General features: G+C 70.0%; 18 protein-coding genes and 1 pseudogene. 5 read left to right on the forward strand and 14 right to left on the reverse strand.

What is annotated here, in order from left to right:
• Positions 1-3: 3 nt before the first annotated feature.
• Positions 4-216, reverse strand: coding sequence for a hypothetical protein (locus EXE58_RS04660; RefSeq protein WP_135266794.1), 213 nt, complete (start codon positions 214-216; stop codon positions 4-6).
• Positions 217-385: 169 nt separating this feature from the next.
• Here EXE58_RS04660 and EXE58_RS04665 point away from each other — a divergent pair, with 169 nt between their 5' ends.
• Positions 386-1,339 carry a DMT family transporter gene (locus tag EXE58_RS04665; RefSeq protein WP_244242424.1) on the forward strand — a complete coding sequence of 318 codons (954 nt, stop codon included), beginning with the start codon at positions 386-388 and terminating at the stop codon, positions 1,337-1,339.
• Here the strand turns inward: EXE58_RS04665 and EXE58_RS04670 are convergent.
• The 4 genes from EXE58_RS04670 to EXE58_RS04685 form a co-directional block, all read right to left on the reverse strand.
• Positions 1,332-1,850: a type III secretion system chaperone family protein gene (locus EXE58_RS04670; protein ID WP_135266796.1), complete on the reverse strand. Its 519-nt coding sequence runs from the start codon at positions 1,848-1,850 to the stop codon at positions 1,332-1,334. The genes EXE58_RS04665 and EXE58_RS04670 overlap by 8 nt on opposite strands.
• Complete coding sequence (gene mshA / locus EXE58_RS04675) at positions 1,847-3,103, reverse strand: D-inositol-3-phosphate glycosyltransferase (protein ID WP_244242425.1); 1,257 nt, start codon at positions 3,101-3,103, stop codon at positions 1,847-1,849. Before mshA ends, EXE58_RS04670 begins: the two co-directional genes overlap by 4 nt.
• Positions 3,104-3,167: 64 nt before the next feature.
• Complete coding sequence (locus EXE58_RS04680) at positions 3,168-5,663, reverse strand: AMP-binding protein (RefSeq protein WP_135266797.1); 2,496 nt, start codon at positions 5,661-5,663, stop codon at positions 3,168-3,170.
• Positions 5,664-5,712: 49 nt separating this feature from the next.
• Positions 5,713-6,603: a ribonuclease HI family protein gene (locus EXE58_RS04685; protein WP_135266798.1), complete on the reverse strand. Its 891-nt coding sequence runs from the start codon at positions 6,601-6,603 to the stop codon at positions 5,713-5,715.
• A gap of 27 nt (positions 6,604-6,630) precedes the next feature.
• Between EXE58_RS04685 and EXE58_RS04690 the strand changes: the two genes are divergently transcribed.
• Complete coding sequence (locus EXE58_RS04690) at positions 6,631-7,380, forward strand: SDR family NAD(P)-dependent oxidoreductase (protein ID WP_135266799.1); 750 nt, start codon at positions 6,631-6,633, stop codon at positions 7,378-7,380.
• A gap of 35 nt (positions 7,381-7,415) precedes the next feature.
• Positions 7,416-8,105 (forward strand): aspartate/glutamate racemase family protein, encoded by a 690-nt coding sequence (locus EXE58_RS04695; protein WP_135266800.1) that lies wholly within the window; start codon positions 7,416-7,418, stop codon positions 8,103-8,105.
• Between the two features lie 3 nt (positions 8,106-8,108).
• Here EXE58_RS04695 and EXE58_RS04700 read toward each other — a convergent pair whose 3' ends face one another.
• The 5 genes from EXE58_RS04700 to EXE58_RS04720 form a co-directional block, all read right to left on the reverse strand.
• Positions 8,109-8,978 carry a hypothetical protein gene (locus EXE58_RS04700; RefSeq protein WP_135266801.1) on the reverse strand — a complete coding sequence of 290 codons (870 nt, stop codon included), beginning with the start codon at positions 8,976-8,978 and terminating at the stop codon, positions 8,109-8,111.
• Positions 8,971-10,227: a class I SAM-dependent methyltransferase gene (locus tag EXE58_RS04705; protein WP_208544129.1), complete on the reverse strand. Its 1,257-nt coding sequence runs from the start codon at positions 10,225-10,227 to the stop codon at positions 8,971-8,973. The genes EXE58_RS04700 and EXE58_RS04705 overlap by 8 nt, the downstream gene beginning before the upstream one ends.
• An 84-nt stretch (positions 10,228-10,311) precedes the next feature.
• Positions 10,312-10,974 carry a hypothetical protein gene (locus EXE58_RS04710; protein ID WP_135266802.1) on the reverse strand — a complete coding sequence of 221 codons (663 nt, stop codon included), beginning with the start codon at positions 10,972-10,974 and terminating at the stop codon, positions 10,312-10,314.
• Between the two features lie 227 nt (positions 10,975-11,201).
• Positions 11,202-12,443 carry a hydroxyacid-oxoacid transhydrogenase gene (locus tag EXE58_RS04715; RefSeq protein WP_244242426.1) on the reverse strand — a complete coding sequence of 414 codons (1,242 nt, stop codon included), beginning with the start codon at positions 12,441-12,443 and terminating at the stop codon, positions 11,202-11,204.
• Positions 12,436-13,365 (reverse strand): NUDIX hydrolase, encoded by a 930-nt coding sequence (locus EXE58_RS04720; protein ID WP_135266804.1) that lies wholly within the window; start codon positions 13,363-13,365, stop codon positions 12,436-12,438. Before EXE58_RS04720 ends, EXE58_RS04715 begins: the two co-directional genes overlap by 8 nt.
• 31 nt (positions 13,366-13,396) lie before the next feature.
• On the opposite strand from EXE58_RS04720, the gene EXE58_RS04725 reads away from it, so the two are divergent.
• Positions 13,397-14,407, forward strand: a complete 1,011-nt coding sequence (locus tag EXE58_RS04725; protein WP_279638262.1) for an acyltransferase family protein — start codon at positions 13,397-13,399, stop codon at positions 14,405-14,407.
• On the opposite strand, the gene EXE58_RS04730 is transcribed toward EXE58_RS04725, so the two are convergent.
• Both EXE58_RS04730 and EXE58_RS04735 read right to left on the reverse strand, forming a co-directional pair.
• The gene (locus tag EXE58_RS04730; RefSeq protein WP_135266806.1) at positions 14,400-15,680 is read right to left on the reverse strand and encodes a geranylgeranyl reductase family protein; all 1,281 of its coding nucleotides are present in this window, start codon (positions 15,678-15,680) and stop codon (positions 14,400-14,402) included. The two genes, EXE58_RS04725 and EXE58_RS04730, sit on opposite strands and share 8 nt — an antisense overlap.
• Before the next feature lie 69 nt (positions 15,681-15,749).
• Entirely contained in the window at positions 15,750-16,112 is a 363-nt protein-coding gene (locus EXE58_RS04735; protein ID WP_135266807.1) for a DsrE family protein, read from the reverse strand.
• Between the two features lie 126 nt (positions 16,113-16,238).
• On the opposite strand from EXE58_RS04735, the gene EXE58_RS04740 reads away from it, so the two are divergent.
• Positions 16,239-16,922, forward strand: coding sequence for a winged helix-turn-helix transcriptional regulator (locus EXE58_RS04740; protein WP_135266808.1), 684 nt, complete (start codon positions 16,239-16,241; stop codon positions 16,920-16,922).
• Between the two features lie 66 nt (positions 16,923-16,988).
• On the opposite strand, the gene EXE58_RS04745 is transcribed toward EXE58_RS04740, so the two are convergent.
• Positions 16,989-20,864 (reverse strand): DNA-directed RNA polymerase subunit beta', encoded by a 3,876-nt coding sequence (locus EXE58_RS04745; RefSeq protein ID WP_135266809.1) that lies wholly within the window; start codon positions 20,862-20,864, stop codon positions 16,989-16,991.
• Positions 20,865-20,956: 92 nt separating this feature from the next.
• Positions 20,957-24,511, reverse strand: a pseudogene (gene rpoB / locus EXE58_RS04750) (DNA-directed RNA polymerase subunit beta); the annotation flags it as partial.
• Positions 24,512-24,661 lie beyond the last annotated feature (150 nt).

Consider the following 24,661-nt stretch of genomic DNA (forward strand, 5'->3'; position numbering starts at 1 on the left):
GGCTCAGGCCGACCTCGGCAGCGTGACCCGGCACTCCTGGTCCTGGGTCTGCGCGTCGTAGCGCACCCGGCAGCTGCCGCAGTAGACCTCGAGGACCTTGATCTTCGTCGAGGCGGGCAGCACGTGCCGTCCTGTCCGCGCCGCGTGCTCCGCGCGCCGGGTCTGTCCGACGCCCATGCCGACCAGCGCGGCCCCCACCCACTGATGTCCTGACATGACCTTGCTCCCCACGCTCGAGATTATTTACACGGACTATCTTGTTGTTTATTGATGGTCGACGGCAATAGTCCTTTCGACCCATCCCGGGCCACCACTCGGCGGGATGTCGGCCTTGGGTGTCCGAAATCCGCTCGCCGTCTGTCATCGCCGTCCCTACGCTTGGGTCGTGACGACGACTGACACCCCCACCGGCGCCGGGCCCGCGCCCGAGCCGGCGGCCACGCCTTCAAGGACGATCGCCCCTCCGTCGCGCACCTGGCTCCCCCTCGCTGCGGTGGCCCTCACGCTGGTGCTGTGGGCGAGCGCGTTCGTCGGCATCAGGCACCTCGGCGAGACCGTCCCGCCCGGCACCCTCTCCCTGGCGCGCCTGCTGGTGATGGCCGCTGCCCTGCTCGCGCTGCTCAAGGGGCGACTCCCCCGCGTGCCGAGCCGCCGGGAGTGGCCCCTCGTGCTGGCCGGCGGGGCGAGCTGGTTCGGGGTCTACAACCTGGCGCTCAACGAGTCCGAGCGCCGGATCGACGCCGGCACCGCGGCACTGATCATCCAGATCGGACCGATCCTGGTCGGGCTCCTGGCCACCATCCTGCTGGGCGAGCGCATGACCCGCTGGCTGCTGATCGGCATGGCGGTCGGGTTCGCCGGCGTCGCCGTCATCGGGACCGGTTCGTCACAGGGCGAGAACGGCGACCTCGTCGGGGTGCTGCTCTCGGTCGTCGCGGCACTGACCTTCGCGATCGGGGTGCTCACCCAGAAGAAGCTGCTCGCCACGATGCGGCCGTTGGAGCTGACGTTCTGGTACGCCGTCGTGGGCACGGTCGTCTGCCTGCCCTGGGCCGGTGAGGCCTACGACGTCCTCGGCGAGGCGTCGTACGACACTCTCGGCTGGATCCTCTACCTCGGCGTGCTGCCGTCGGCCGTGGCGTTCGTGGCGTGGGCCTATGCCCTCTCCCACGCCGACGCGGGCAAGTTCGCGCAGTCGACGTTCCTCGTGCCATTCATCGCCTCGTTGATGGCGTGGCTGCTCCTGGACGAGGTGCCGCCGCCGCTGGCCTTCGTCGGCGGGGTCATGTGCATCGCAGGAGTGCTGCTGGCCCGCCGCACGCCGCGGCCGGTCAGCTAGGGGGATCGGGGTCCACGCCCGCCTCGAGCCAGCCCCGGAAGGCCTCGAGGTTGCGCGTGGACTCACCTCGGGAGACCCGCCACTCCCACTCCTTGCGGATGGAGGTGGCGAAGCCCAGCTCGAGGATGGCGTTGAAGGACTCGTCGGCGTTGGCGAGGACCGAGCCGAGGATCCGGTCGAGCTCATCGGGGGTGACCGAGGCGAGCGGCAGACGGGCCTCCAGGTAGATGTCGCCGGTGCGGTCGACGGCGAAGGAGACGGCGTACATCCGCAGGTTCCGCTCGAGCAGCCAGCGGTAGACCCGGTGGTGGTTCTCGTCGGGGTTGCGGCACACGAAGGCGTGCACGCCCAGGGCGTGCGCCCCCACGTCGAGCCGGACGGGGGTCTGCAGCTTCTTCTCGCCCGGCAGCGCCAGCGAGAAGCTCACGTCGCCGCCTGCTCCGGCCTGTGTCTCCTCGAACTCGATCTCGTTGTCGGTGAGGTAGCCGCGCACCGTCTCCACCGTCGTCATGAGGCCATCTCAGCACGCATCAGGTGGTGGGCCGCCTCGTAGGCCGCGAGGGTCCGGGTGGCGGTGCGCTCCCACGAGAACTCCGCCGCCTGCACCCGCGCCCCCCGCTGCAGGCGGGCGAGCAGGTCGGGCTCGTCGACGAGCCGTCGCAGCGCCGCCGCCCAGTCACGGGGGTCGTGGCCCTCGACGAGGAGCCCGCTCTCACCGTCGGACACGACCGTCGTCAGGCCGCCGACGGCCGCGGCGACCACCGGGGTGCCGGTGGCCTGCGCCTCGACGGCCACCAGGCCGAACGACTCGTTGTAGGACGGAACGGCGACCGCGGTGGCTGCGGCACACCACGTCGCCAGATCGGGCTGGGTGACCGGAGGGATGAAGCGCACGACGTCGCTGATGCCCAGCTCGGCGGCGAGCTCGGCCAGCGAGTCGGGGTGCTCCAGGCCGGTGCCCGAAGGTCCGCCCACCACGGGTACGACGATCCGCTGGCGCAACGACGGGTCGTCGTCGAGCAGCACCGCCACGGCCCGGAGCAGCACGTCAGGCGCCTTCAACGGCTGGATGCGGCCGGCGAAGAGGAGGACCACCGCGTCCTCGGGCAGGCCCAGCTCGCGCCGGGTCTCTGACCGGTCCCGCGGCCGGAACACCGACAGGTCGACCCCCGGGTGCACGACGGCCACGCGGGCCGGGTCGGCGTCGTAGAGGTCGACGAGCTGCTGGCGCTCGAGCGCGGTGTTGGCGACCAGGAGGTCGGCCGCCTCGACGACCTGCTCCTCGCCGATCAGCCGTGCGGCCGGCTCCGGGGTGTCACCCTCGGCGAGCGCGGCGTTCTTGACCTTGGCCATGGTGTGCATCGAGTGCACGAGCGGGACCTGCCAGCGGTCACGCGCCAGCGCGCCGACCTGGCCGGAGAGCCAGTAGTGCGAGTGGACGACGTCGTAGTGGCCCACCGGGTGGGACACCTCGGCACGCAGCACCTCCCGCGCGAACGTGCACAGCTGACCGGGGAGCTCGCCCTTGGTGAGTCCTTCGAAGGGGCCTGCGGCCACGTGACGCACGAGCACGCCCTCGGCGGCCTCGACCACTGGGGGCAGCCTCGACGAGGTCGCCCGGGTGAAGACGTCGACGCTGATGCCACGCTGGGCGAGCCTGCGTGAGAGCTCGACGACGTAGACGTTCATCCCGCCCGCATCACCGGTGCCGGGCTGGTCCAGTGGCGAGGTGTGCAGGCTGATCATGGCAACCCTGTCACCCACGTGGACTCCTCGCTGTCGACGGCACCGCAGGGCTCAACGTCCTGCAGCATCGAAGTCATTCCCGTCAGCGGCGCAGCACCAGGCGCTCGAGCCGCGTGGCCGCTCCGGAGAGCACCACGCCCACGAGGAGCGAGAGGGCCAGGGCCAGCCACGGCCACGAACCCTCCAGGTGGGGGTAGACCTGCCAGTGGGTGAGGTAGATCCACAGGGAGGCCGCAGCGAGGACCCCCGCGACTCCCGCGACCGCCCGCGGGACCCGCACGCGCGGCACCCACACCAGCGCCAGCATCCCCAGCGCCACGTAGGCGTCGCGCTCCCACTGGGGGAAGGCACCGACCATGGTGACGACGGTGACCACGCTGACCAGCAGGCGTTGGCGGGTGGAGCCCGCCCGCGCGGCCGCCCACCCGAGCGCGAAGAGCCAGAAGATCACGTGGGCGCGGTGCTCGGCGTCCCCGGGGACGTTGATCACGTCGTAGCGGGTCAGCATCGCCACCGCCACGAGTCCCATCGGGAAGGCGAACGGGCGGGCCCGTTCCAGCGCGTCCACCCGGGGGATCGAGAGGAACAGCGCGAGGAGCACGAGCGTGTGCACGAGCGCCTCGATGAACCAGAAGTACCAGCCGGGCTCGCTCCAGCTGGCCGACGTGAGGCCGTTGACCAGCAGCACCTGCCGCCAGGTCAGCCCCTCGGCCCAGAGGCCGACGAGCGAGAAGACGCCGATCACGAGGGCGGAGGGTACGGCGACCCGCGCGGCCGAGGTGAGGATCCGTCGCGTCCGCTGTGGGCGCGAGGCGCCGGTGAGCTGGAACCGGGCCAGGTTGAAGCCGGCGATGGCGATCAGGAGGTGGGCGCCACCGAGCAGGCCGAACGCGTTGGCGTGGGTCGCCACGATGGTGAGGATCGCCAGGGCCCGCATGACGACGTTGGTCTCGACGAGGGTCCCGCGCCGGCGCCGCGCGAGCGGCGCGTCGGCCAGCGCTGCGGCCGGCGTGTGGGGCCATCCTGCCGGCAGGTCGCCGAGGAGCGCCTCGAGGCGCAGCGACACCTCGACGTAGGACAACGAGTCGCCCCCGAGGGAGACGAACGAGTCGGTCGGCCGGGCGTCGGGGCGCCGCAGGAGCCGGGCGTAGAGCCCCACGATGTCGGCGGCGGTGGCGGGCGACATCCTCGGTTTCGAGGATCGCTGCGCGGGCACCGCGACGGCGGCCAGCACCCCGCGGTAGTCGACCTTGTCGTTGGCCAGTCGCGGCAGGTCCGGCACGGTGACGACGCAGACCCCGGTCGGCGCCAGACCGCACACGCGGGTCGCCGCAGCCTCGACGGCCGCTACGTCGACCGCGCGTGCTTCGCAGGCGACGCCCAGGACGACCCGGTCGCCCCCGTCGGCGGCGGCCGTCACGAAACCCTCCGCAGCGAGGCTCCGCTCGACGTGGTCGAGGTCGATCCGCAACCCGCACACCTTGGCGAAGCGGCTGCGACGTCCGACGATCTCCCACAGCCCGTCGTCACGACGGCGGGCGAGGTCGCCGGTGTGGAGGGCGTGCGTCGTCCGGCCCAGGGCCAGGTCGGCGGGGGACTCCGCGTAGCCGAGCATGACGCCCGGTCCGCGCGCCACGAGCTCGCCGACGTCGGCGTCGGGGTGGTCGGCCGGGGCGAGGGTGAAGGTCACCTCGTCGATGGGGAGCCCGATGCTGGTGGGGGCGTCGAGGACCCGGTCGGGAGGCAGGACGGAGAGGCGTGAGGTGGCCTCGGTCTGGCCGTACATCACCACGAAGTCCCACCCCCGCTCGCGTCCGAGTTCGGCCCACGCCCGCACGCGCTCCGGGGCGAGGCGGCCACCTGCCTGGGTGAGGTAGCGCAGTCGCGGGAGGTCCCGCTCCGCGAAGCCGCCACGCTCGAGGAGGTCGAAGGTGTGGGGCACGCCGGCCAGGGTGGTGACGTCGCGCGCCTGTTGCCAGAAGTCCTCGTCGGTCACCGACGCCTCGCTGAGCAGGAGCGCGGCGCCCCGGAGCAGGTGGCTGTGGAGCACCGACAGGCCGTAGCAGTAGTGGAGCGGCAGGTTGAGCGCCGCGAGGTCGTCCTCGCGCACGTGCAGGCTCGCGGCGATGGCACGCGCGTTGGCCACCAGCCCGTCACGGGAGAGCCGGACGAGCTTGGGCGATCCCGTGGAACCGCTCGTGGACAGCAGGAGAGCAAGGTCGGGGTGCAGGTCGTGGACACTGCCCTCGCGGCGCCACTCGCGCGCAACGCCACTGGCGACCACGTCGGGGTCGTACGCCGCCACGAGGGCGTCGCGGGACGCCGGGGCGCACATGAGGACGACCTGCCCCGCAGCCATCGCCCCGAGGTACTCCACGACCGAGGCGACGTCGTTGCGCGGGGTCAGGAGCACCAGTCGGCGCCCGCCGGCATAGGCCTCGGCCACGTCGGAGACACGGTCGGCCAGGTCGGCGTACGTCACCGACTCCTTCCCCTGGCGCAGGGCCGGGTGAGCACCTTGGCGCGTCAGGTGCTCGACCAGCGCATGGCCGCGCAGCAGGTCGGGGAGAGTGGTCACCGACCGATCTTAGAAGGTTAGCCTTACCTGAGCCAACGTGACGCGGAACTCAGGCCTCGTGCGTGCCCTGGTGGAAGAGCTGCTGCCACCCCCCGCGGCCGCGGGTCCACAGCGAGCTGCGCAGCGTGGTGCGCTCGTCGGTGGAGGCCCGCCACACGAGCAGCACAAGGTCCGGTGCGGGCTTGGAGACGGTGAGGACGTCGAGGGTGACCGGCGAGGGCAACGGCCCGATCCGCTCGAGGAGCGCCTCGCGCTCCCAGAGCACGCCGGAGGCCCCCACCTCCTGCCACTGGGGGTGCAGCAGTGCGGCCACGCTGGCCCGGTCCGAACGCACCTCGTCGGTGAGCAGCGCGCGTTCGAGCGCGATCACCTGCTCCTCGTCGCTCGGGACCTGTTCCTCGTCGAGGTCGCTGAAGAGGTCGGGCTCGGTGACGACCTGCCCGACCGCAGCCGCCGGGTGGGACGTCGTGCTGCCGGCGAAGCCGGGGCCGGCCTCGGGCTCTCGCCCCTCCTTGAACGCCAGCGCCGCGGCGTTGGCGAGCCGGTCGGCTGCCTCATTGAGCTCATGGCCGGCGTGGCCCTTGACCCACTCGAAGCGGACCCTGTCCCGCCGGCCCTGCATAGCCTCGTCGAGCGCCTTCATGAGCTCGACGTTGAGCACCGGCTTGCGGTCCTTCTTCACCCAGCCGTTGCGCTTCCAGCCCGGCATCCACTTGGTGATCGCGTCGATGACGTAGCGGCTGTCGCAGAACACGAGGAGGTCGTCGTCGAGGTGGGCGCTCTGCTGGAGCAGGTCGAGGACCGCCATCAGCTCGCCCATGTTGTTGGTGCCGTGGGCCCATCCGCCCGACGCCCAGCGGGCGTCGTCGACGTACCAGCCCCAACCGGCAGGGCCGGGGTTGCCCAGGGCGGATCCGTCCGCGGCGGCGATGATCGTCACGGTCGGGGATCCTGCCACGATGTCCCCATGACCACTCAGCAGCCTCGTCGTACTGCCGTCGTCACCGGCGCCTCGAGCGGCATCGGCGCCGCCACCGCCCGCGCCCTCGCCGGGCAGGGCTTCCACGTCGTGTGCGCGGCACGCCGCACCGACCGGATCGAGGCGCTCGCCGCCGAGATCGACGGCACCGCCGTCACCTGCGACGTCACCGACCCGCGTTCCCTGTCCGCCCTGGCCGCGGCGGTCGAGACGTGCCACGTGCTGGTCAACAACGCCGGCGGCGCGTTCGGGAGCGAGACGGTGGAGGAGTCGGACCCGCAGGCGTGGCGGCGCATGTACGACGTCAACGTCATCGGAGTCGTCCAGGTCACCCAGGCGCTGCTCCCCGCGCTGCGCGCCAGCGGCGATGGGCTGGTCGTCAACCTCGGCTCGACCGCCGGGCGCTGGGCCTACGAGGGCGGTGGCGGCTACACCGCCGCCAAGCACGCCCTGCGGGTCCTCACCGAGACCCTGCGCCTCGAGCTCAACGGCGAGCCCATCCGGGTCTCGGAGGTGGCGCCCGGGATGGTGCACACCGAGGAGTTCTCGCTGGTGCGCTTCGAGGGCGACCGGGAGAGGGCCGAAGCGGTCTACGCCGGGGTCGACCAGCCACTGCTCGCCGAGGACGTGGCCGACGCCATCGCCTGGATCGCCACCCGCCCCTCCCACGTCGACATCGACGAGCTGGTCATCAAGCCTCGCGCCCAGGCCGCGGCCCACAAGGTCCACCGCACCTGAGGCTGCCGCCTGCCGGGCTGTGCGAGGATTCCGACGTGAAGACGATCGGCCTCATCGGCGGCATGAGCTGGGAGAGCAGCGCGGTCTACTACCGCGACCTCAACATCGGCGTGCAGGAGCGGCTCGGGGGCCTCTCCTCCCCCAAGCTCGCTCTCACCACCGTCGACTTCGCCGAGCTGACCGACCTCGAGGACGACGAGAGGTGGGACCAGATCGGCGTGCTGCTGGCCGAGGCCGGCAGGAGCGTGGAGCGCGCGGGTGCCGACTTCCTGCTGCTGTGCACCACGACGTTCCACAAGGTCGCCGACCAGGTCGCGGCCGCGGTGGACATCCCGCTGCTGCACCTGGCCGACGTCGTCGCAGACGCGTGCCGCGAGCAGGGCATGAGCAAGGTCGGCCTCATCGGCACCAAGGTGGCGATGTCGGAGTCCTTCTTCATCGACCGGCTCGCCACCCACGAGCTCGAGGTCATCGTTCCCGACGAGCGACACCACGACTTCCTCAACGACGCGATCTACGAGGAGCTCGTCCACGGCCTGGTCCTCCCCCGCACCCGCAGCCGCGTCGTCTCGATCATCGAGGAGCTGTGGGACGCCGGCGCCGGCGGCGTGCTGCTGGGCTGCACCGAGCTGGAGCTGCTGGTCAAGCAGGCCGACGTGGAGCTGCCAGTCTTCCCGTGCACCACACTGCACGTGCAGGCTGCGCTCGACCGCGCCCTCGACTGAGCCTCAACCAGCGAGGGCTGGGACGGCGATCCGCACCACTCGCCACACCGCCCAGAAGGGGCTTCCCGCCACGTCGGCGGCCAGCGCTGCGGCGGGCAACGGCACCCGGAGGACGTCGGAGCGCAGGCCCTCGCTCGAGATCAGCAGGTCAGCGCCGTCGACGGCGAGGCCCTCGCCCTGGTCCTGGTCGGGGAGGTCCCACCCCTCGACCACCTGCCAGGACGGGTAGGCCAGCACCACAGCACGCGAGTAGGTCCGCACGACGACGGCTCCCCCACCCGGGAGGAAGGCTGCGTCGGTCACGATCCCCGGGGTCCGGCCCACTTCCGTGAGGTCGTTGACGCCGTCCTCGTCCAGCTCGAGCGGCGCCTTCAGCACCATCCCGGCGAACGTCCCCTTGGTCACCACGAACAGCTGTCCGGTGACCGGATGGGTGAGCAGCGCCTCGGCGTCGTACGGGTGCTCGGGATGGCGCAGCTCGTAGGACGTCGCACCACCACCTCCGGTCACGTCCAGACGGGTCACGCTGACGGAGGGCCGGGCATCGCGGTTGTCGCCGATGTCGCCCACCCAGACGCTGCCGCGGCCCGCGGGCGCCAGGGCCTCGACGTCGGATGGGTCCGCGTCCCACGTGACCTGTGCCGTCGTCCGACCGGTGGCGGGATCGACCACGAAGACACGGGCGGAGTCGCCTGAGTCATTGGTCGTTACGACCGAGTCGCCCAGGACCGCCAGCCCGCTCGACTCCACGATGGCGGGGTCGGTGAACGTGAATGCCACCTCGGACGTCGGTGACTCCGCGCCCGTGGCGGCCCCAGCCACGAAGGGCGCTGCCAGCACGGCCGTCGCGAGGGCCGCCCTCAGGTCAACCATCGCCGAGCAGCTGCCCCAGGCGTGGCCGCACGGCCCAGGCGGCCACCAGGTCGTCGTACTCCTCGTCGGCGCCCGCGCCAGCCGGGCCGCGGCCCACGCGGGTGGCGCGCAGCAGCGTGTTGCGCGGGGTGTGCGCGCTCTCGACGAACTCCACCACGTCGACGCGGTAGCCACGGCGTCGCAGCAACGCCGCCCGCAGCGCATCGGTGAGGGTGTCGGCGAACCGCTCGCGCAGGATGCCGTCACGGGTGAGCATCGAGTAGGGAGCCGGCGGTGGGGACCCGCGCAGCTGGGCGGCGATGTCGTGGTGGCAGCAGGGTGCCGCCAGGACGAGCGAGGCATTCCACCCGACTGCACGCGCCAGAGCGTCGTCGGTGGCGGTGTCGCAGGCATGGAGGGCGAGCACGACGTCCGGGTCGCGGTCGAGCGAGGCCTCACCGATGGTGCCGACGACGAAGTCGGCCTCGATGCCGAGCTCGCGGGCCACGTCGGCGTTGTGGTCTGCCGACTGCTGCTTCACGTCGACACCGGACATGCGCACCGGCAGCCCGAGGCCGCCCTCGGCGGGGTCACCGGTGAGGTGGGCATGCGCTGCGAAGGTGAGGTAGGCGTTGCCGCAGCCGAGGTCCACGATGCGGAGCGGGTCGTCGGCCGTCGGCGTGCGGAGGTGTCCCTTCGCGAGCGCGTCGCCGAGCGCCGCGTCGAGCAGCCGGAGGAACTCCTCGACCTGTCGGAGCTTCGCCTGCCGCGTGGGCTTGATCCGCCCCTGGCCGTCGCTGATGCCGAGGGCGCGCAGGACGGGATGGCCCGCGGGCAGCAGTCGCTCCTTCTCCCGGTCGTGGGTGCGATCGACCTCTGCGGTCGAGGCCCGAGCCCGGCTCGAGACCAGGGCCCGCCCCTTCTTCGTGACGCGCACCTGGTGGACGTGGGTGGTCGTCTCCACGTGCCAGCTTGCGAAGGGCTCGGCGAGCAGCGCATCGACGAGCGTCGCGGCAGCCGGGCCGAGGAGATGGTTGGCGGTGTGGGCCTGGGTGTCGTCGAAGGACTCGACCTGCAGGTGCCGACCGGCCTTCAGGTCGACGACCCGCAGCTCGATGCCGCGCACCTCGCGACCGGCGACGATCGGCACCTCCGCGCCCCGGCGACGGCCGGAGGCTCGGGCCCGGACGAGGCGGTCGCCGTCGAGCAACGCCGCCCGCACGGGCTCCAGCGGGTCGACTGACGCCTCGTCGTCGGCTCCCGTGGTCACAGGACTGCGGCCAGGACGACGATGAGGATCAGCGCCCCCAGTGCCACCGGGATGACGAGTCTGCGGTGGCGGGGATTCATGCCCCTATCGTCCCACGACCCGGAAGGGACCACCGGCTCCGGTCTTCCAGCGCCGACCGTACTGGCCCTCGAACCACGGTCCCGGCTCCCTCAACACGAATGCCGACGCGAGCCGCGTGTAGGGCTGCCGCGAACTTGCCTGATCGCGTCGGGCCCTCGAGATCGCCATCCCCTCGGCCTCCAGCTCCCTGTCCATTCCGACGATCTCCGCGCCGAGCACCACGATTCCTCCGCAGTTCACCACGAACGGCATTCCCTTGGCGCTCGCCAGTGCCCGGACGAGCGCGTAGAGCCTGTCGCCCAGGTGCCACCACGCCCGGGCTGCGTCGACCTGCTCGTTGCGCGGGGCGAGGACGTCGGCACCTCTCCACGTCCGCCACGAGCTCTCCGGGTCGGCTTCACGCGGCGCCATCCGTGCGACAAAGACCGGACGGTCCACCCTCGCTGCGATCTCGCAGGGGTGAGCCGTTCGGTCGAGCGCTGCGCGGACCTCGTCGGCCCGGTAGAGAAGCGCGTTGCGCACCCTGATCGGCGCACCCGCCACGCCCGCCTTGAGCGCGGCGCGCGTCGCGTCCCGTCCGGTCCACCGCAGCCTGAGGTACTCGGTGGCTTGACGCTCGGTCCACAGCTCGGGTCCGTGGTGCCGCTCAGGATTGTCGTCGCTCACCGTGACGACGCTAGGAGCACGGCGAGCCGCGAGGGTGGTTCTCCACAGGTGGATGTCAACGAGCGAGCGCTTTTCAGGACCCCGGGTGAACAGTACTTGTTCGACTCCACCTGTACTGGAGTGTCGGCCAGGACCTCCGTACACGTGGCGGGGAACACGAAGCGCGCGAACTGGCGCCGCTGTGTCGTGCCCTCCGGTGAAGCTGACCCTGGCGGCCATGGACCTCCTCACCAGTGCTCGAGCGACCCCCGGAACACTCCAGCGAGGTCTTCGGCCTGCACGAGGAGGGGTGCGGTGGCCAGGAGCCGCTGCTGCTTCAGGGCTCCCTCGACGAGGTCGTCGACGTCGCCCTCGCCGTAGCCCAGCTCCGCCAGCCCGCTGGGCAGCCCGACGTCGCGCATCAGCTCGCGCAGCACCGATGGCAGGTCGTCCCCACCCAGCAGCTCGGCCGCCCGCCGGTGGCGCTCCGGCGAGGCCTCGAAGGTCAGGGCGAAGGCCGCCGGCGCCGTCATGACCACGGCCATGCCGTGGGGCACCATCGCCTCGTCCTGCGGGTAGCCGGCCGGGCGGTAGTCGCGCACCCTCCCGGCGATCGGGTAGGCGCACGCGTGAGGAATGTGCACACCGGCGTTGCCGAAGCCGAGGCCGGCGAAGGTGGCTGCCAGGGCCATCTGCTCCCGGGCGTCGGGGTCCTCCCCGTCGCGCACGGCCGTGCGGAAGGAGCCGGCGAGCAGGGACAACGACTTCTCCGACCACATGTCGGCGATGGGGTTCGCTCCGCAGTAGGGCACCCGCTGGCCGGGCTGCTTCGCATCGAAGTCGGCGTACCAGCGAGCGGTGTAGCTCTCGAGCGCGTGGCAGAGGATGTCCATGCCGCATGACGCGGTCACCATCGCGGGTTGGGACGTGGTGAGGTCGGGGTCGACGACCGCGAGGGTGGGCCGCAGCCGCGCGTGCGAGATGCCGGTCTTCACCTTCAGGGCCAGCACGTCGAGCACGCAGATGGTCGTCGACTCGGAGCCCGTGCCGGTCGTGGTCGGGACAGCGATCAGCGGAAGCAAGGGCTGTGCCGGGGCACGGCCGCCTCCCACCGGCGCGTTCACGTAGTCCATGAGCTCGCCGTCGTTGGTGAGCAACAGGTTGACCGCCTTGGCCGTGTCGATCACCGAGCCACCACCGACTGCCACCACGGCGTCGAAGGGGCCCTCGGCGCGACCGAAGTCGATCGCGTCCTCCATCGACGCGTCGGTCGGCTCCACGTGGGTCCGCTCGTAGGTCACCACGTCGATGCCGCTGGCACGCACCTGCTCGGCGATCCGGGCCGGGTGGCCCGTGGCTGCCACGCCGGGATCGGTCACCAGCAGGATCCGCCGGGCTCCGAGGTTGGCGACGTCCCAGCCGATCTCGCTGCTCGCCCCCCGTCCGAACTTCAACCCCGGTGCGGCATAGGTGAAGACCTGCTCACTCACTGACAACCTCCAAAGCATGCGTGACGACGTCGAGCACCTCGACCCTGCCAGACGCGACGTCAGCGAGGGGGACCCAGGCAACCGCGTCAGTCGTGCCGTCGACCTCGGTGACGCGCGGCTCGCCGTCGCCCACGGTCGCCGCGAACAGCAGGTGCACTCCGTGGTAGTCCTCCAGCCGGCCAGAAGGAGCGGTGCCGGAGAAGTGGGTGTCGTGCACGTCGAGCAGTGCGCCCACCTCGCAGGAGAGCCCGCACTCCTCCTCGACCTCCCGGGCCAAGGCGTCCGCGGGTCGCTCGCCGTGGTCCACCCCGCCGCCCGGCAACGTCCACCGGCCCGGGTGGGCGGCGCTCGCCGAGAGTCGCGTGAGGAGGATGTCCCCGCCACCGCTGGTCGAGGAAGGGCGGAGTCCTGTCTCGAGACCCCGCCTGACGACGGCGTAGGCGGCCACCCGCTGCTGCCGGAACGGCCCGTGGTCGCGCAGTGCCTCGCTGACCATCGCGACGACGGGCACCTTGCCCCACAGCACGTCGGCCAGGGGGTGCCAGGCGGCCTCGACCGTCGACCCGTTGACCTCGACCACGCGCGGCGGGGGGGCATCCGCAGGGACCCAGGCGTCGTAGACGATGCGCAGCGCGTGGAAGTCGACCAGCTGGCCGTCGCGGGACGAGCGGGGCAGGTGCGCGCTGTAGACGCGCGCCGTCTCACCGACGGTGGCGTGGAGCCCGGCCTCCTCGTGGACCTCGCGCACGAGGGCGGCCCGTGGGTCCTCGCCGTGGTCCAGGCCGCCGCCGGGCAGCGTCCAGAGCTCGTGACGGCTGATCCGGGGCGCGAGGCGGCTCAACAGCAGCTCGGTGCGACCCTCGTGCTCCCGCAGGACCACTGCATAGGCCGCCACGCGCTGGCGCCTCGGCAGGGATCCCATGCCACCAACCTAGTGAAGTACGGTGACCGCCGTGTCGCAGACCTCCCGAGATCCTTGGCTGGACAACGTGAAGACCGTGCTCATCACGACGGTCGTCGTCGGCCACTCGTGGGGACTGCTCGAGGGCACCGACGGCACCCACTGGGCCTACGACTTCCTCTACCTGTGGCACATCCCGGCGTTCGTCTTCGTCAGCGGCTACCTGTCCAAGTCCTTCGAGTGGGACCGGCGCCGCTTCAAGAGCCTGGTCAGCGTGCTGCTGATCCCCTACCTCCTCTTCGAGCCTGCGCTCTACTACTACCGCGTCCACGTGGTCGACGAGACCGAGCCCGGCCTGCTGTGGCTCAACCCGCACTGGACGATGTGGTACCTCGTGGTGCTCCTGATGTGGCGGCTGGCCACCCCGATCCTCAAGCTCCACTGGCTGTTCCTCCCGGCGTCGGTCGTCGTCAGCCTGGTGGGCGGGTTGTGGAACACCGACCTGCTGATGATCCCGAGGTTCCTGGGCCTGCTTCCGTTCTTCGTCCTGGGCCTGCACCTCAAGCCACGCCACCTCGCACGACTCGACGACGTGTGGGTGCGTGCTGCGGCCATCCCGGCGCTCCTCGGGATCGGAGCGATGGCGCGCTACACCGACACCTGGGCCAAGACCGCCCTCCTCTGGTACGACGCCGGCTACGACGAGATCCCGATCGACAACGAGATCGTCTTCCAGACCCGGCTGACCGTGATGATGTTCGGGCTCATCGGCGCCTTCTCGGTGCTGGCCCTGGTCCCGCGCCGCTCCCTCGGCTGGTTCACCGCGATGGGCACCGGCACGATGGTCGTCTACCTCTTCCACGGCTTCGCCGTGAAGACCGCCAAGGCCCTGGGATGGACCGAGTGGACCGCCGACCACATCGGGATCGGCTTCGTCCTGACGACGCTCGGAGCGATCGCCCTCACGCTGGTCCTTGCCTCTCCCCCGGTGCGCTGGCTCCTCGAGCCGCTCACCAACCCGCTGGGCAGCCGCTGGTCGCGACGCAGGAGTGCCCTCAGCTGAAGGGCGGCCGCGCGTCGCGGGCCATCGACCGGCGACCTGCCCAGCGCCACACCCGGGCGGCGCGGTCGCGGTCCGCCTCGTCGACGAGGTTGCCCATCCAGCGCAAGGCCAGGGTCATCAGCCAGTCCGAGCGCATGCCAGCCGGGCCGAGCGCGCTCACCACACGCGGCACCGTGGCGATCCCGGCGAGGCGACGCGCGATCGAGAAGGCCTCGCCATAGTGCTCGACGAGGGTCGAGCGCCAGGCCTCGCCCAGGTGCTCCTGGGAGGCCAGCATCTCGGCCACCAACCGTCCGGTCTCGAGCCCGTAGTCGATGCCCTCGCCGTTGAGCGGGTTGACGCAGGCTGCCGCGTCCCCGACCAGCGCCCAGTTGGGCCCTGCGACACCTGACACCGCCCCGCCCATGGGCAGCAGCGCCGAGGTGGGCATGCGGAGCTCGCCGGAGAGCCCGAAGTCGTCACCGATGGTGTCGGCATAGGTCTGCATGAGCGGCTTGATGGCCACCTCGGCCGGACGCCGGCTGGTGGCCAGGGTGCCGGCTCCGAGGTTGACCGTGCCGTTGCCCAGCGGGAAGACCCAGCCGTAGCCGGAGACCATGTCTCCGTGCTCGTCGCGCAGCTCCAGGTGGGAGCTGATCCAGGGGTCGTCGGACATCGTGGAGTCGACGTAGGACCGTCCTGCCACCGCGTAGACGGTGTCGCGGTGCCACTCGCGCCCCAGCATCTTGCCCAGCGGGGACCTCACGCCGTCGGCGACGACCAGCCGCCGGCAGGCGATCTCGAACGTGTCGGAGTCCGGGCCCCTGCCCTCGCTGGTTGAGGTGCGAGCTTGCGAGCCTCGAAACTCCACCGCCGCGACCCGCTCGCCCTCCATGCGTACGCCGACGGCGCGCGCACCGTCGATGGCCTGCGCGCCGCTCTTGATGGCCGTGGTGCGCAGGTGGTCGTCGAGCTCGGTGCGGGCCACCGCGGACCCCCAGTCGGGCAGCGAGCTGCCGGGCACGGCCCAGGGCAGGTGGAGCGTCTGACCGAAGCCGTGGGCCCGCAGGCCCTTGCTGACCGTGTGTGCACGCAGCCAGTCCTCGAGGCCCAGTCGCTGCAGCTCGCCGATCGCACGCGGGGTCAGGCCGTCGCCGCAGGTCTTGTCGCGCGGGAACACGGCCGCGTCCACCAGCACCACGTCGAGGCCGGCTCGGGCCGCCCAGGCGGCCGCGGCCGATCCGGCTGGGCCGGCGCCGACGACGAGGACGTCGGTGGAGGAGGGGAGGCTCACCCCTCGATTGTCCCCTCCGAACCGGCGACCCACGAAACCGGCGCCGTCCCCGACGTCCTCGAGGGCACGTCAGTAGCTGAAGGTGGTCGCGCCCTCGTCGCCGATCCACTCCCACATCGGCACGGTGCCGCCCTTCTGCGCACCCTCGATCCAGGTGGCCTCGGTCAGCTTCTTGGCGTCCACGCAGACCCCGCACACCATGTAAGCGCCTCCGGCAGCGACGTAGCGCTCCATCAGGCTCTCCAGCGAGGGACAGCCCTGACAGGCGACTGCCGTCGCCACGCCCTCGACGGCGAGGCGGACCGCCTCCTTGGTGAGGAACATCAGTGTCGGGCGCCCGGACTCGGCGGCGCCGACGGCGACCAGGAAGGCCACCGTGACCTTCTCCGCGTCCTCCAGACCCGTGGTGAGTGAGATGACTGCCTTGCCCATCGTTCTACCCCTCCGTCATGGACCTTCGACCCTCGAAGGCATGCCCCATGCCACCGCGCCTGACTGGTCCAGCGCACTTCACGTTCTGTAGTGACGCGGAGGACTCGGTCGGCGTACGTTCCCCCCATGCCCGGCTACGGCCAGTTCTGTCCGGTGGCGAAGACGTCCGAGCTCCTCTGCGAGCGCTGGATGCCACTGGTCCTGCGCGAGCTCATGTGCGGCAGCAGCCGCTTCTCCGAGATCCAGCGGGGCGTCCCCACCATCTCGCCGGCGCTCCTCTCGAAGCGACTCCGCCAGCTGGTCGCCGCAGGGGTCGTGGAGCGTACGACGTCGACTCCGGGCGGCGCCTATGCCCTGACCGAGGCAGGGTGGGAGCTCTACCCGCTCATCGAGGCGATGGGCACCTGGGGGCAGCGGTGGGTGCGCAGCGAGTACGGGCCCGACGAGCTCGACCCCAGCCTCCTCATGTGGGACATGCACCGGATGCTGCAGCCCTCGGGGCTGGCGGACCGCAGGACGGTCGTCGAGTTCTGGATCCGCGACGCGCCGCCGCGCAGGACGACGTACTGGCTGGTCGTGGACGATGACGTGGACCTGTGCCTGGCCGATCCCGGCCAGGACGTGGACCTGAGGGTCAACGCGGAGCTCCGGGCCCTCACGCAGGTGTGGATGGGCGACCTCACCATGCGCGAGTGCCTGACGCAGGGCCGGATCGAGCTGCTCGGGGCGCCGGCTCTCGTCGACCGCTTCCCCGCCTGGCTCGGCCGCCACCCCGTGCTCGGCGGTGTCGAGCGCGCAGGCAGTCCCTGAGACGCACCCCCGGAGACGCACGAAGCCCCGGTCTCCGCGAGGAGACCGGGGCCACGTGTGCTCGACCTAGTTCTGGTAGGACCCGAAGTCGAAGTCGTCGAGCGCGACAGCCTGCGACGACGGACCGAAGTCGTAGTCGTAGGAGTCGTAGCCGGTCACCGAGTAGGCCGCGGCGCGCGCCTCCTCGGTGGGCTCCACCCGGATGTTGCGGTAGCGCTCCAGGCCGGTGCCCGCGGGGATCAGCTTGCCGATGATCACGTTCTCCTTCAGGCCACGGAGGCTGTCGGAGCGGCCGTTGATCGCGGCGTCGGTGAGCACCCGGGTGGTCTCCTGGAAGGAGGCCGCCGAGAGCCACGACTCGGTCGCGAGCGATGCCTTGGTGATGCCCATGAGGACCGGACGACCCGAGGCGGGCTTCTCGCCCTCGGAGACCACACGGCGGTTCTCCTCCTCGAAGCGCACCCGGTCGACCAGGTCGGACGGGAGCAGGTTGGTCGCACCCGACTCGATGACCGTCACCCGGCGCAGCATCTGCCGGACGATGATCTCGATGTGCTTGTCGTGGATGGACACGCCCTGGGACCGGTAGACCTCCTGGACCTCGTCCACGAGGTGCTCCTGCGCCTTGCGGACACCCAGGATGCGCAGGACGTCCTGCGGGTCGGGCGTACCGGAGGTGATGTGGTGACCCACCTCGATGTGCTGGCCGTCCTCGACGTTGAGGCGCGAGCGCTTGGAGACCGGGATCTCCAGCACCTCGGAGCCGTCGTCGGGGGTGACCTTCACGACGCGTGCCTTGTCGGTCTCCTCGATCTCCACCCGGCCGGCGGCCTCGGAGATCGGGGTGCGGCCCTTGGGCGAGCGAGCCTCGAAGAGCTCGACCACGCGGGGCAGACCCTGCGTGATGTCGTCCGCGGAGGCCACACCACCGGTGTGGAAGGTACGCATGGTCAGCTGCGTGCCGGGCTCACCGATCGACTGGGCGGCGATGATGCCGACCGCCTCGCCGATGTCGACGAGCTTGCCGGTGGCCAGCGACCGTCCGTAGCACTTGGCGCAGGTGCCGGTCTTGGCGTCACAGGTCAGGACCGAGCGGACCTTGACCTCGACCACGCCGGCCGCCACGAGCTCGCCGATCTTGACGTCGCCGAGGTCCTCACCAGCAGCGGCGAGCACCTCGCCGGACTCCGGGTGGGTGATCTCGACCGCCGCCGCGCGGGCGTAGGCCGAGGTCTCGACGTGCTCGTGCTTGACGACGGTGCCGTCCTCGAGACGCTCACCGATCAGCTTGGGCAGGCCGCGCTCGGTGCCGCAGTCGTCCTCGCGGATGATGACGTCCTGCGACACGTCCACCAGACGACGGGTCAGGTAGCCCGAGTCGGCCGTGCGCAGCGCGGTGTCGGCCAGACCCTTGCGGGCACCGTGGGTGGAGATGAAGTACTCCAGGACCGAGAGGCCCTCACGGAAGTTGGCCTTGATCGGGCGCGGGATGATCTCGCCCTTCGGGTTGGCCACCAGACCACGCATGGCCGCGACCTGGCGGATCTGGTTCATGTTTCCGGAGGCGCCGGAGTCGACCATCATGTAGATGGGGTTCGACCGGTCGAAGTTGGCCTCCATCGCCTTCCCGACATCGGCAGCAGCCTGGGTCCACAGCTCGATGAGCTCCTGACGACGCTCGTCGTCGGTCATCACACCGCGCTCGTAGTTCTTCTGGACCTTCTCGGCCTGCTTCTCGTAGTCCTCGAGGATCGCGGCCTTGGAGTCAGGCGTGGTCACGTCGTCGATCGACACGGTCACACCCGAGCGGGTCGCCCAGTGGAAGCCGGCGTCCTTCAGGGCGTCCAGGGACGCAGCGACCTCGACCTTGGTGTAGCGCTCGGCCAGGTCGTTGACGATCGCACCGAGACGGCGCTTGCCGACCTCCTCGTTCACGAAGGGGTAGTCGGCCGGGAGCGTGTCGTTGAAGAACACGCGGCCCAGCGTCGTCTCGAGGATGATCGCGGTGCGCTCCTCCCAGTCGCTGCCCAGCTCGAGGTCCAGCGGCGGGATGATGTCGTCGAGCCGGATGCGCACCTTGCTCTGCAGGGTGATCTCGCCCCGGTCGAAGGCCATGATGGCCTCGGACGGCGTGGAGAACACGCGACCCTCGCCGACCTGGTCCTCACGGTCGGTCGTGAGCCAGAACAGGCCGATGATCATGTCCTGCGAGGGCATGGTCACCGGACGGCCGTCGGACGGCTTGAGGATGTTGTTGGTCGAGAGCATCAGGATGCGCGCCTCGGCCTGGGCCTCCGCCGACAGGGGCAGGTGCACCGCCATCTGGTCACCGTCGAAGTCGGCGTTGAACGCGCCGCACACCAGCGGGTGGATCTGGATGGCCTTGCCCTCGATCAGCTGCGGCTCGAAGGCCTGGATGCCGAGTCGGTGCAGGGTGGGAGCACGGTTGAGGAGCACGGGGTGCTCGGTGATGACCTCTTCCAGGACGTCCCACACCACCGGACGTGCCCGCTCGACCATGCGCTTGGCGGACTTGATGTTCTGGGCGTGCGAGAGGTCGACGAGCCGCTTCATGACGAAGGGCTTGAAGAGCTCGAGCGCCATCTGCTTGGGCAGTCCGCACTGGTGCAGCTTGAGCTGCGGACCCGACACGATGACCGAGCGGCCCGAGTAGTCCACGCGCTTGCCGAGGAGGTTCTGGCGGAAGCGCCCCTGCTTGCCCTTGAGCATGTCGGACAGCGACTTCAACGGACGGTTGCCCGGACCTGTGACGGGGCGGCCGCGACGGCCGTTGTCGAAGAGGCTGTCGACCGCCTCCTGCAGCATCCGCTTCTCGTTGTTGACGATGATCTCGGGCGCGCCGAGGTCGAGCAGTCGCTTGAGGCGGTTGTTGCGGTTGATGACCCGGCGGTAGAGGTCGTTGAGGTCGGAGGTGGCGAACCGGCCACCGTCGAGCTGCACCATCGGGCGCAGGTCCGGCGGGATGACCGGGACGGCGTCGAGGACCATGCCGATCGGCTGGTTGCCGGTCTTGCGGAACGCGTCGACGACCTTGAGGCGCTTGAGGGCGCGGACCTTCTTCTGGCCCTTGCCGTTGGCGATGGTGTCGCGCAGCGACTCCACCTCGGCGTTGACGTCGAAGTCCTGGAGCCGCTTCTGGATCGCCGTGGCGCCCATGTGGCCCTCGAAGTACTTGCCGAACCAGTTCTTCATCTCGCGGTAGAGCATCTCGTCGCCGAGCAGCTCCTGGACCTTGAGCGACTTGAAGGTCTCCCAGACCTCCTCGAGACGGGCGATCTCGCGGTTGCTGCGGTCGCGGATCTGCGTGCGCTCACGCTCGGCGGCGTCACGGACCTTGCGCTTGACGTCGGACTTGGCACCCTCCGCCTCGAGGGCGGCGAGGTCCTCCTCCTCCTTCTTGGCGCGGTCCTCGACAGCGAGGTCGCGACGCTTCTCGAGGCGCTCGCGCTCCAGGCCGACCTTGTTCTCCAAGGTCTCCATGTCGCGGTGGCGCGCGTCCTCGTCGACGGAGGTGATCATGTAGGCGGCGAAGTAGATGACCTTCTCGAGGTCCTTCGGAGCGAGGTCGAGCAGGTAGCCCAGCCGCGAGGGGACGCCCTTGAAGTACCAGATGTGGGTCACGGGAGCGGCGAGCTCGATGTGGCCCATGCGCTCGCGACGCACCTTGGAGCGGGTCACCTCGACGCCGCAGCGCTCACAGATGATGCCCTTGAAGCGCACGCGCTTGTACTTGCCGCAGTAGCACTCCCAGTCCCGGGTGGGACCGAAGATCTTCTCGCAGAAGAGGCCGTCACGCTCGGGCTTGAGCGTGCGGTAGTTGATGGTCTCCGGCTTCTTGACCTCGCCGTGGCTCCACGTACGGATCTCGTCCGCGGTGGCCAGGCCGATCTGAAGCTGGTCGAAGAAGTTCACGTCGAGCACGATGGCTGCAACCCTTCAGTTGTTTCTTGAGTCAGTGAGGCTTGGGGAGTGATCGGGTACGGCGGCCGCTGCCGGCCGCCGTACCGCGTCGATCACACTTCTTCGACGGAGCTGGGCTCGCGACGCGACAAGTCGATGCCGAGCTCCTCGGCTGCCCGGAAGACGTCTTCCTCGGCGTCCTTGAGCTCGATGGTGGAGCCGTCCTGGGACAGCACCTCCACGTTGAGGCACAGCGACTGCATCTCCTTGATGAGCACCTTGAACGACTCGGGGATGCCGGAGTCGGGGATGTTCTCGCCCTTGACGATGGCCTCGTAGACCTTCACGCGTCCCGGCACGTCGTCGGACTTGATCGTGAGCAGCTCCTGCAGCGCGTAGGCGGCGCCGTAGGCCTCCATCGCCCAGACCTCCATCTCGCCGAACCGCTGGCCGCCGAACTGGGCCTTCCCGCCCAGGGGCTGCTGCGTGATCATCGAGTAGGGGCCGGTGGAGCGTGCGTGGATCTTGTCGTCGACCAGGTGGTGGAGCTTGAGGATGTACATGTAGCCCACCGAGACCGGCTCCGGGAACGGCTCGCCGGAGCGACCGTCGAAGAGGCGTGCCTTGCCGTCCTCCTTGACCATCCGCTCACCGTCGCGGTTGGGGAGGGTCGACCCGAGCAGGCCGGTGATCTCGTCCTCGCGCGCACCGTCGAACACCGGGGTCGCGACCTTGGTGTTCGGGTCGGCCTTGTCGGCGCCGATGGCGATGAGGCGCTTCTTCCAGTCGGCGTTGCCCTTCTCGCCGGACAGGTTGAGGTCCCAGCCCTGCTTGGCCAGCCACCCGAGGTGGAGCTCGAGGATCTGCCCGATGTTCATGCGTCGCGGCACGCCGAGCGGGTTGAGCACGACGTCGACGGGGGTGCCGTCCTCCATGAAGGGCATGTCCTCGACCGGGAGGATCTTGGCGATGACGCCCTTGTTGCCGTGACGACCGGCGAGCTTGTCACCCACCGAGATCTTCCGCTTCTGGGCGACGTAGACGCGCACCAGCTGGTTGACACCGGGCGGCAGCTCGTCGCCGGCCTCGCGCTCGAACACGCGGACGCCGATGACGGTCCCGGACTCACCGTGGGGGACCTTCATCGAGGTGTCGCGCACCTCGCGCGCCTTCTCGCCGAAGATCGCGCGGAGCAGGCGCTCCTCGGGGGTGAGCTCGGTCTCGCCCTTGGGCGTGACCTTGCCGACCAGGATGTCGCCGGTGGTGACCTCGGCGCCGATGCGGATGATGCCGCGCTCGTCGAGGTCGGCCAGGCCCTCCTCGGAGATGTTGGGGATGTCCCGCGTGATCTCCTCGGGGCCGAGCTTGGTGTCGCGCGCGTCGACCTCGTGCTCCTCGATGTGGATCGAGGTGAGGACGTCCTCCTGGACCAGCCGCTGGCTGAGGATGATGGCGTCCTCGTAGTTGTGGCCGTTCCACGGCATGAAGGCGACGAGCAGGTTGGTGCCCAGCGCCATCTCGGCATCGTCGGTGCAGGGGCCGTCCGCGATCGGCGTGCCGACCTCGAGGCGGTCACCGGTGCTCACCAGCGGGCGCTGGTTGATGCAGGTGCCCTGGTTCGAGCGCTTGAACTTGGCCAGCCTGTAGGTCTGGTAGGTGCCGTCGTCGTTCATCGTCTCGATGGAGTCGGCCGACACCTCCTTGACCACACCGGCGTTCTCGGCCACGACCACGTCGCCGGCGTCGACCGCGGCGCGGTACTCCATGCCGGTGCCGACCAGCGGGCTGTCGCTCACCACGAGCGGCACCGCCTGGCGCTGCATGTTGGCGCCCATGAGCGCGCGGTTGGCGTCGTCGTGCTCGAGGAACGGGATCAGCGCCGTGGCGACCGACACCATCTGGCGCGGCGACACGTCCATGTAGTCGACCTCTTCGGCGAGGATCGCGTCGACCTCGCCACGCTGCTGGCGCACCAGCACGCGGTCCTCGACGAACTTGTTGTTTGCGTCGAGCGGCGCGTTGGCCTGCGCGATGACGTAACGGTCCTCGTCATCGGCGGTCAGGTAGTCGACCTCGTCGGTGACGACACCCTTGACCACGCGGCGGTAGGGCGTCTCGACGAACCCGAACGGGTTGATGCGGCCGTAGGAGGCCAGCGACCCGATGAGACCGATGTTGGGGCCTTCAGGCGTCTCGATCGGGCACATGCGGCCGTAGTGCGACGGGTGGACGTCACGGACCTCCATGCCGGCGCGGTCGCGGGACAGACCCCCCGGGCCGAGCGCGGACAGACGACGCTTGTGCGTCAGGCCCGAGATCGGGTTGGTCTGGTCCATGAACTGCGAGAGCTGGGAGGTCCCGAAGAACTCCTTCAGCGCAGCGACGACCGGGCGGATGTTGATCAGGGACTGCGGCGTGATGGCCTCGACGTCCTGGGTGGTCATCCGCTCGCGGACCACTCGCTCCATGCGGGCGAGGCCGGTGCGCAGCTGGTTCTGGATCAGCTCGCCGACCGTGCGCATGCGGCGGTTGCCGAAGTGGTCGATGTCGTCGGACTGCAGCTTGATCGGCGACCCGTCGGGGCCGGTCACGACGTTGCCCGCGACGTCCACCAGGTCGGGGGCGTCCTGCGAGAGGCCGGCGTCGTGCAGCTGGACGATGTAGCGGATCGCGGCCACGACGTCGTCGATCGTCAGCGTCTGCTGGTCGAACGCCTCGGTCAGCCCCAGCTTCTTGTTGATCTTGTAACGGCCGACCTTGGCCAGGTCGTAGCGCTTGGGGTTGAAGTAGTAGTTGTTGAGCAGCGTCTGCGCGGCCTCGGCCGTGGGCGGCTCGCCCGGGCGCAGCTTGCGGTAGATGTCGAGCAGCGCGAGCCGGGTCACCTCGGCGTCGACCATCTCGGCCGTCGGGCCCTCTTCGGTGCGCGACTTCTTCTTCAGGTCCTCGAAGACGACGTCGTAGCGGACGCTGTCCTTCTCGAGGGTCAGCATCATCGACTCGTACTGGCCGAACTCCTGGCGAATCTGCTCGGTCGTCCAGCCGAGCGCCTTGAGCAGCACGGTGACGTTCTGCTTGCGCTTGCGGTCCAGGCGCACGCCGACCAGGTCGCGCTTGTCGATCTCGAACTCCAGCCACGCACCGCGGCTCGGGATGACCTTGGCGGTGTAGATGTCCTTGTCGGAGGTCTTGTCGGGCGTCCGCTCGAAGTAGACGCCGGGGGACCGCACGAGCTGGGACACGACGACCCGCTCGGTGCCGTTGATGATGAACGTGCCCTTCTTGGTCATCATCGGGAAGTCGCCCATGAAGACGGTCTGACCCTTGATCTCACCCGTCTCGTGGTTCATGAACTCCGCGGAGACGTAGAGCGGGCGGGAGTAGGTGAAGTCCTTCTCCTTGCACTCCTCCTCGGTGTACTTCTCGTCGAGGAAGACGGGGTTGTCGAAGGAGAGCATCATCGTCTCGGAGAAGTCCTCGATCGGGGAGATCTCCTCGAAGATCTCCTGCAGACCGGACTTCTCGGAGACGTCCTCACCGGCGGCCCGACGGGCCGCCACCTTCTCCTCCCACTGCTCTCCGCCGACGAGCCATTCGAAGCTGTCTGTCTGGAGCGAGATGAGAGGGGGAACCTCGAGAGGTTCGGTGATCTTTGCGAAAGAGGTGCGACGGTGGTTACCAGCGGTGCTGCGCGCGGCCAAGAGGTGTCCTCACGAATGATCAGGCGATCCCATGCGCCAGCCGACCACCGTGACGGCCTTCCGGGCAGGCGTCGGGCATCTGAGGGCAGGCGCAACGACTGAGCCTAACGCATCGGGACG

Source organism: Nocardioides seonyuensis, from assembly GCF_004683965.1.
In the GTDB taxonomy this organism is placed as follows: Bacteria; Actinomycetota; Actinomycetes; order Propionibacteriales; family Nocardioidaceae; genus Nocardioides; species Nocardioides seonyuensis.

What these genes read in the sequence shown, in the direction of transcription:
- EXE58_RS04660 (WP_135266794.1), bottom strand. Translation starts at nt 216, where the DNA reads ATGTCAGGACATCAGTGGGTGGGGGCCGCGCTGGTCGGCATGGGCGTC.
- EXE58_RS04670 (WP_135266796.1), bottom strand. Translation starts at nt 1,850, where the DNA reads ATGACGACGGTGGAGACGGTGCGCGGCTACCTCACCGACAACGAGATC.
- EXE58_RS04690 (WP_135266799.1), top strand. Translation starts at nt 6,631, where the DNA reads ATGACCACTCAGCAGCCTCGTCGTACTGCCGTCGTCACCGGCGCCTCG.
- EXE58_RS04700 (WP_135266801.1), bottom strand. Translation starts at nt 8,978, where the DNA reads ATGGTTGACCTGAGGGCGGCCCTCGCGACGGCCGTGCTGGCAGCGCCC.
- EXE58_RS04720 (WP_135266804.1), bottom strand. Translation starts at nt 13,365, where the DNA reads ATGGGATCCCTGCCGAGGCGCCAGCGCGTGGCGGCCTATGCAGTGGTC.
- EXE58_RS04735 (WP_135266807.1), bottom strand. Translation starts at nt 16,112, where the DNA reads ATGGGCAAGGCAGTCATCTCACTCACCACGGGTCTGGAGGACGCGGAG.
- EXE58_RS04740 (WP_135266808.1), top strand. Translation starts at nt 16,239, where the DNA reads ATGCCCGGCTACGGCCAGTTCTGTCCGGTGGCGAAGACGTCCGAGCTC.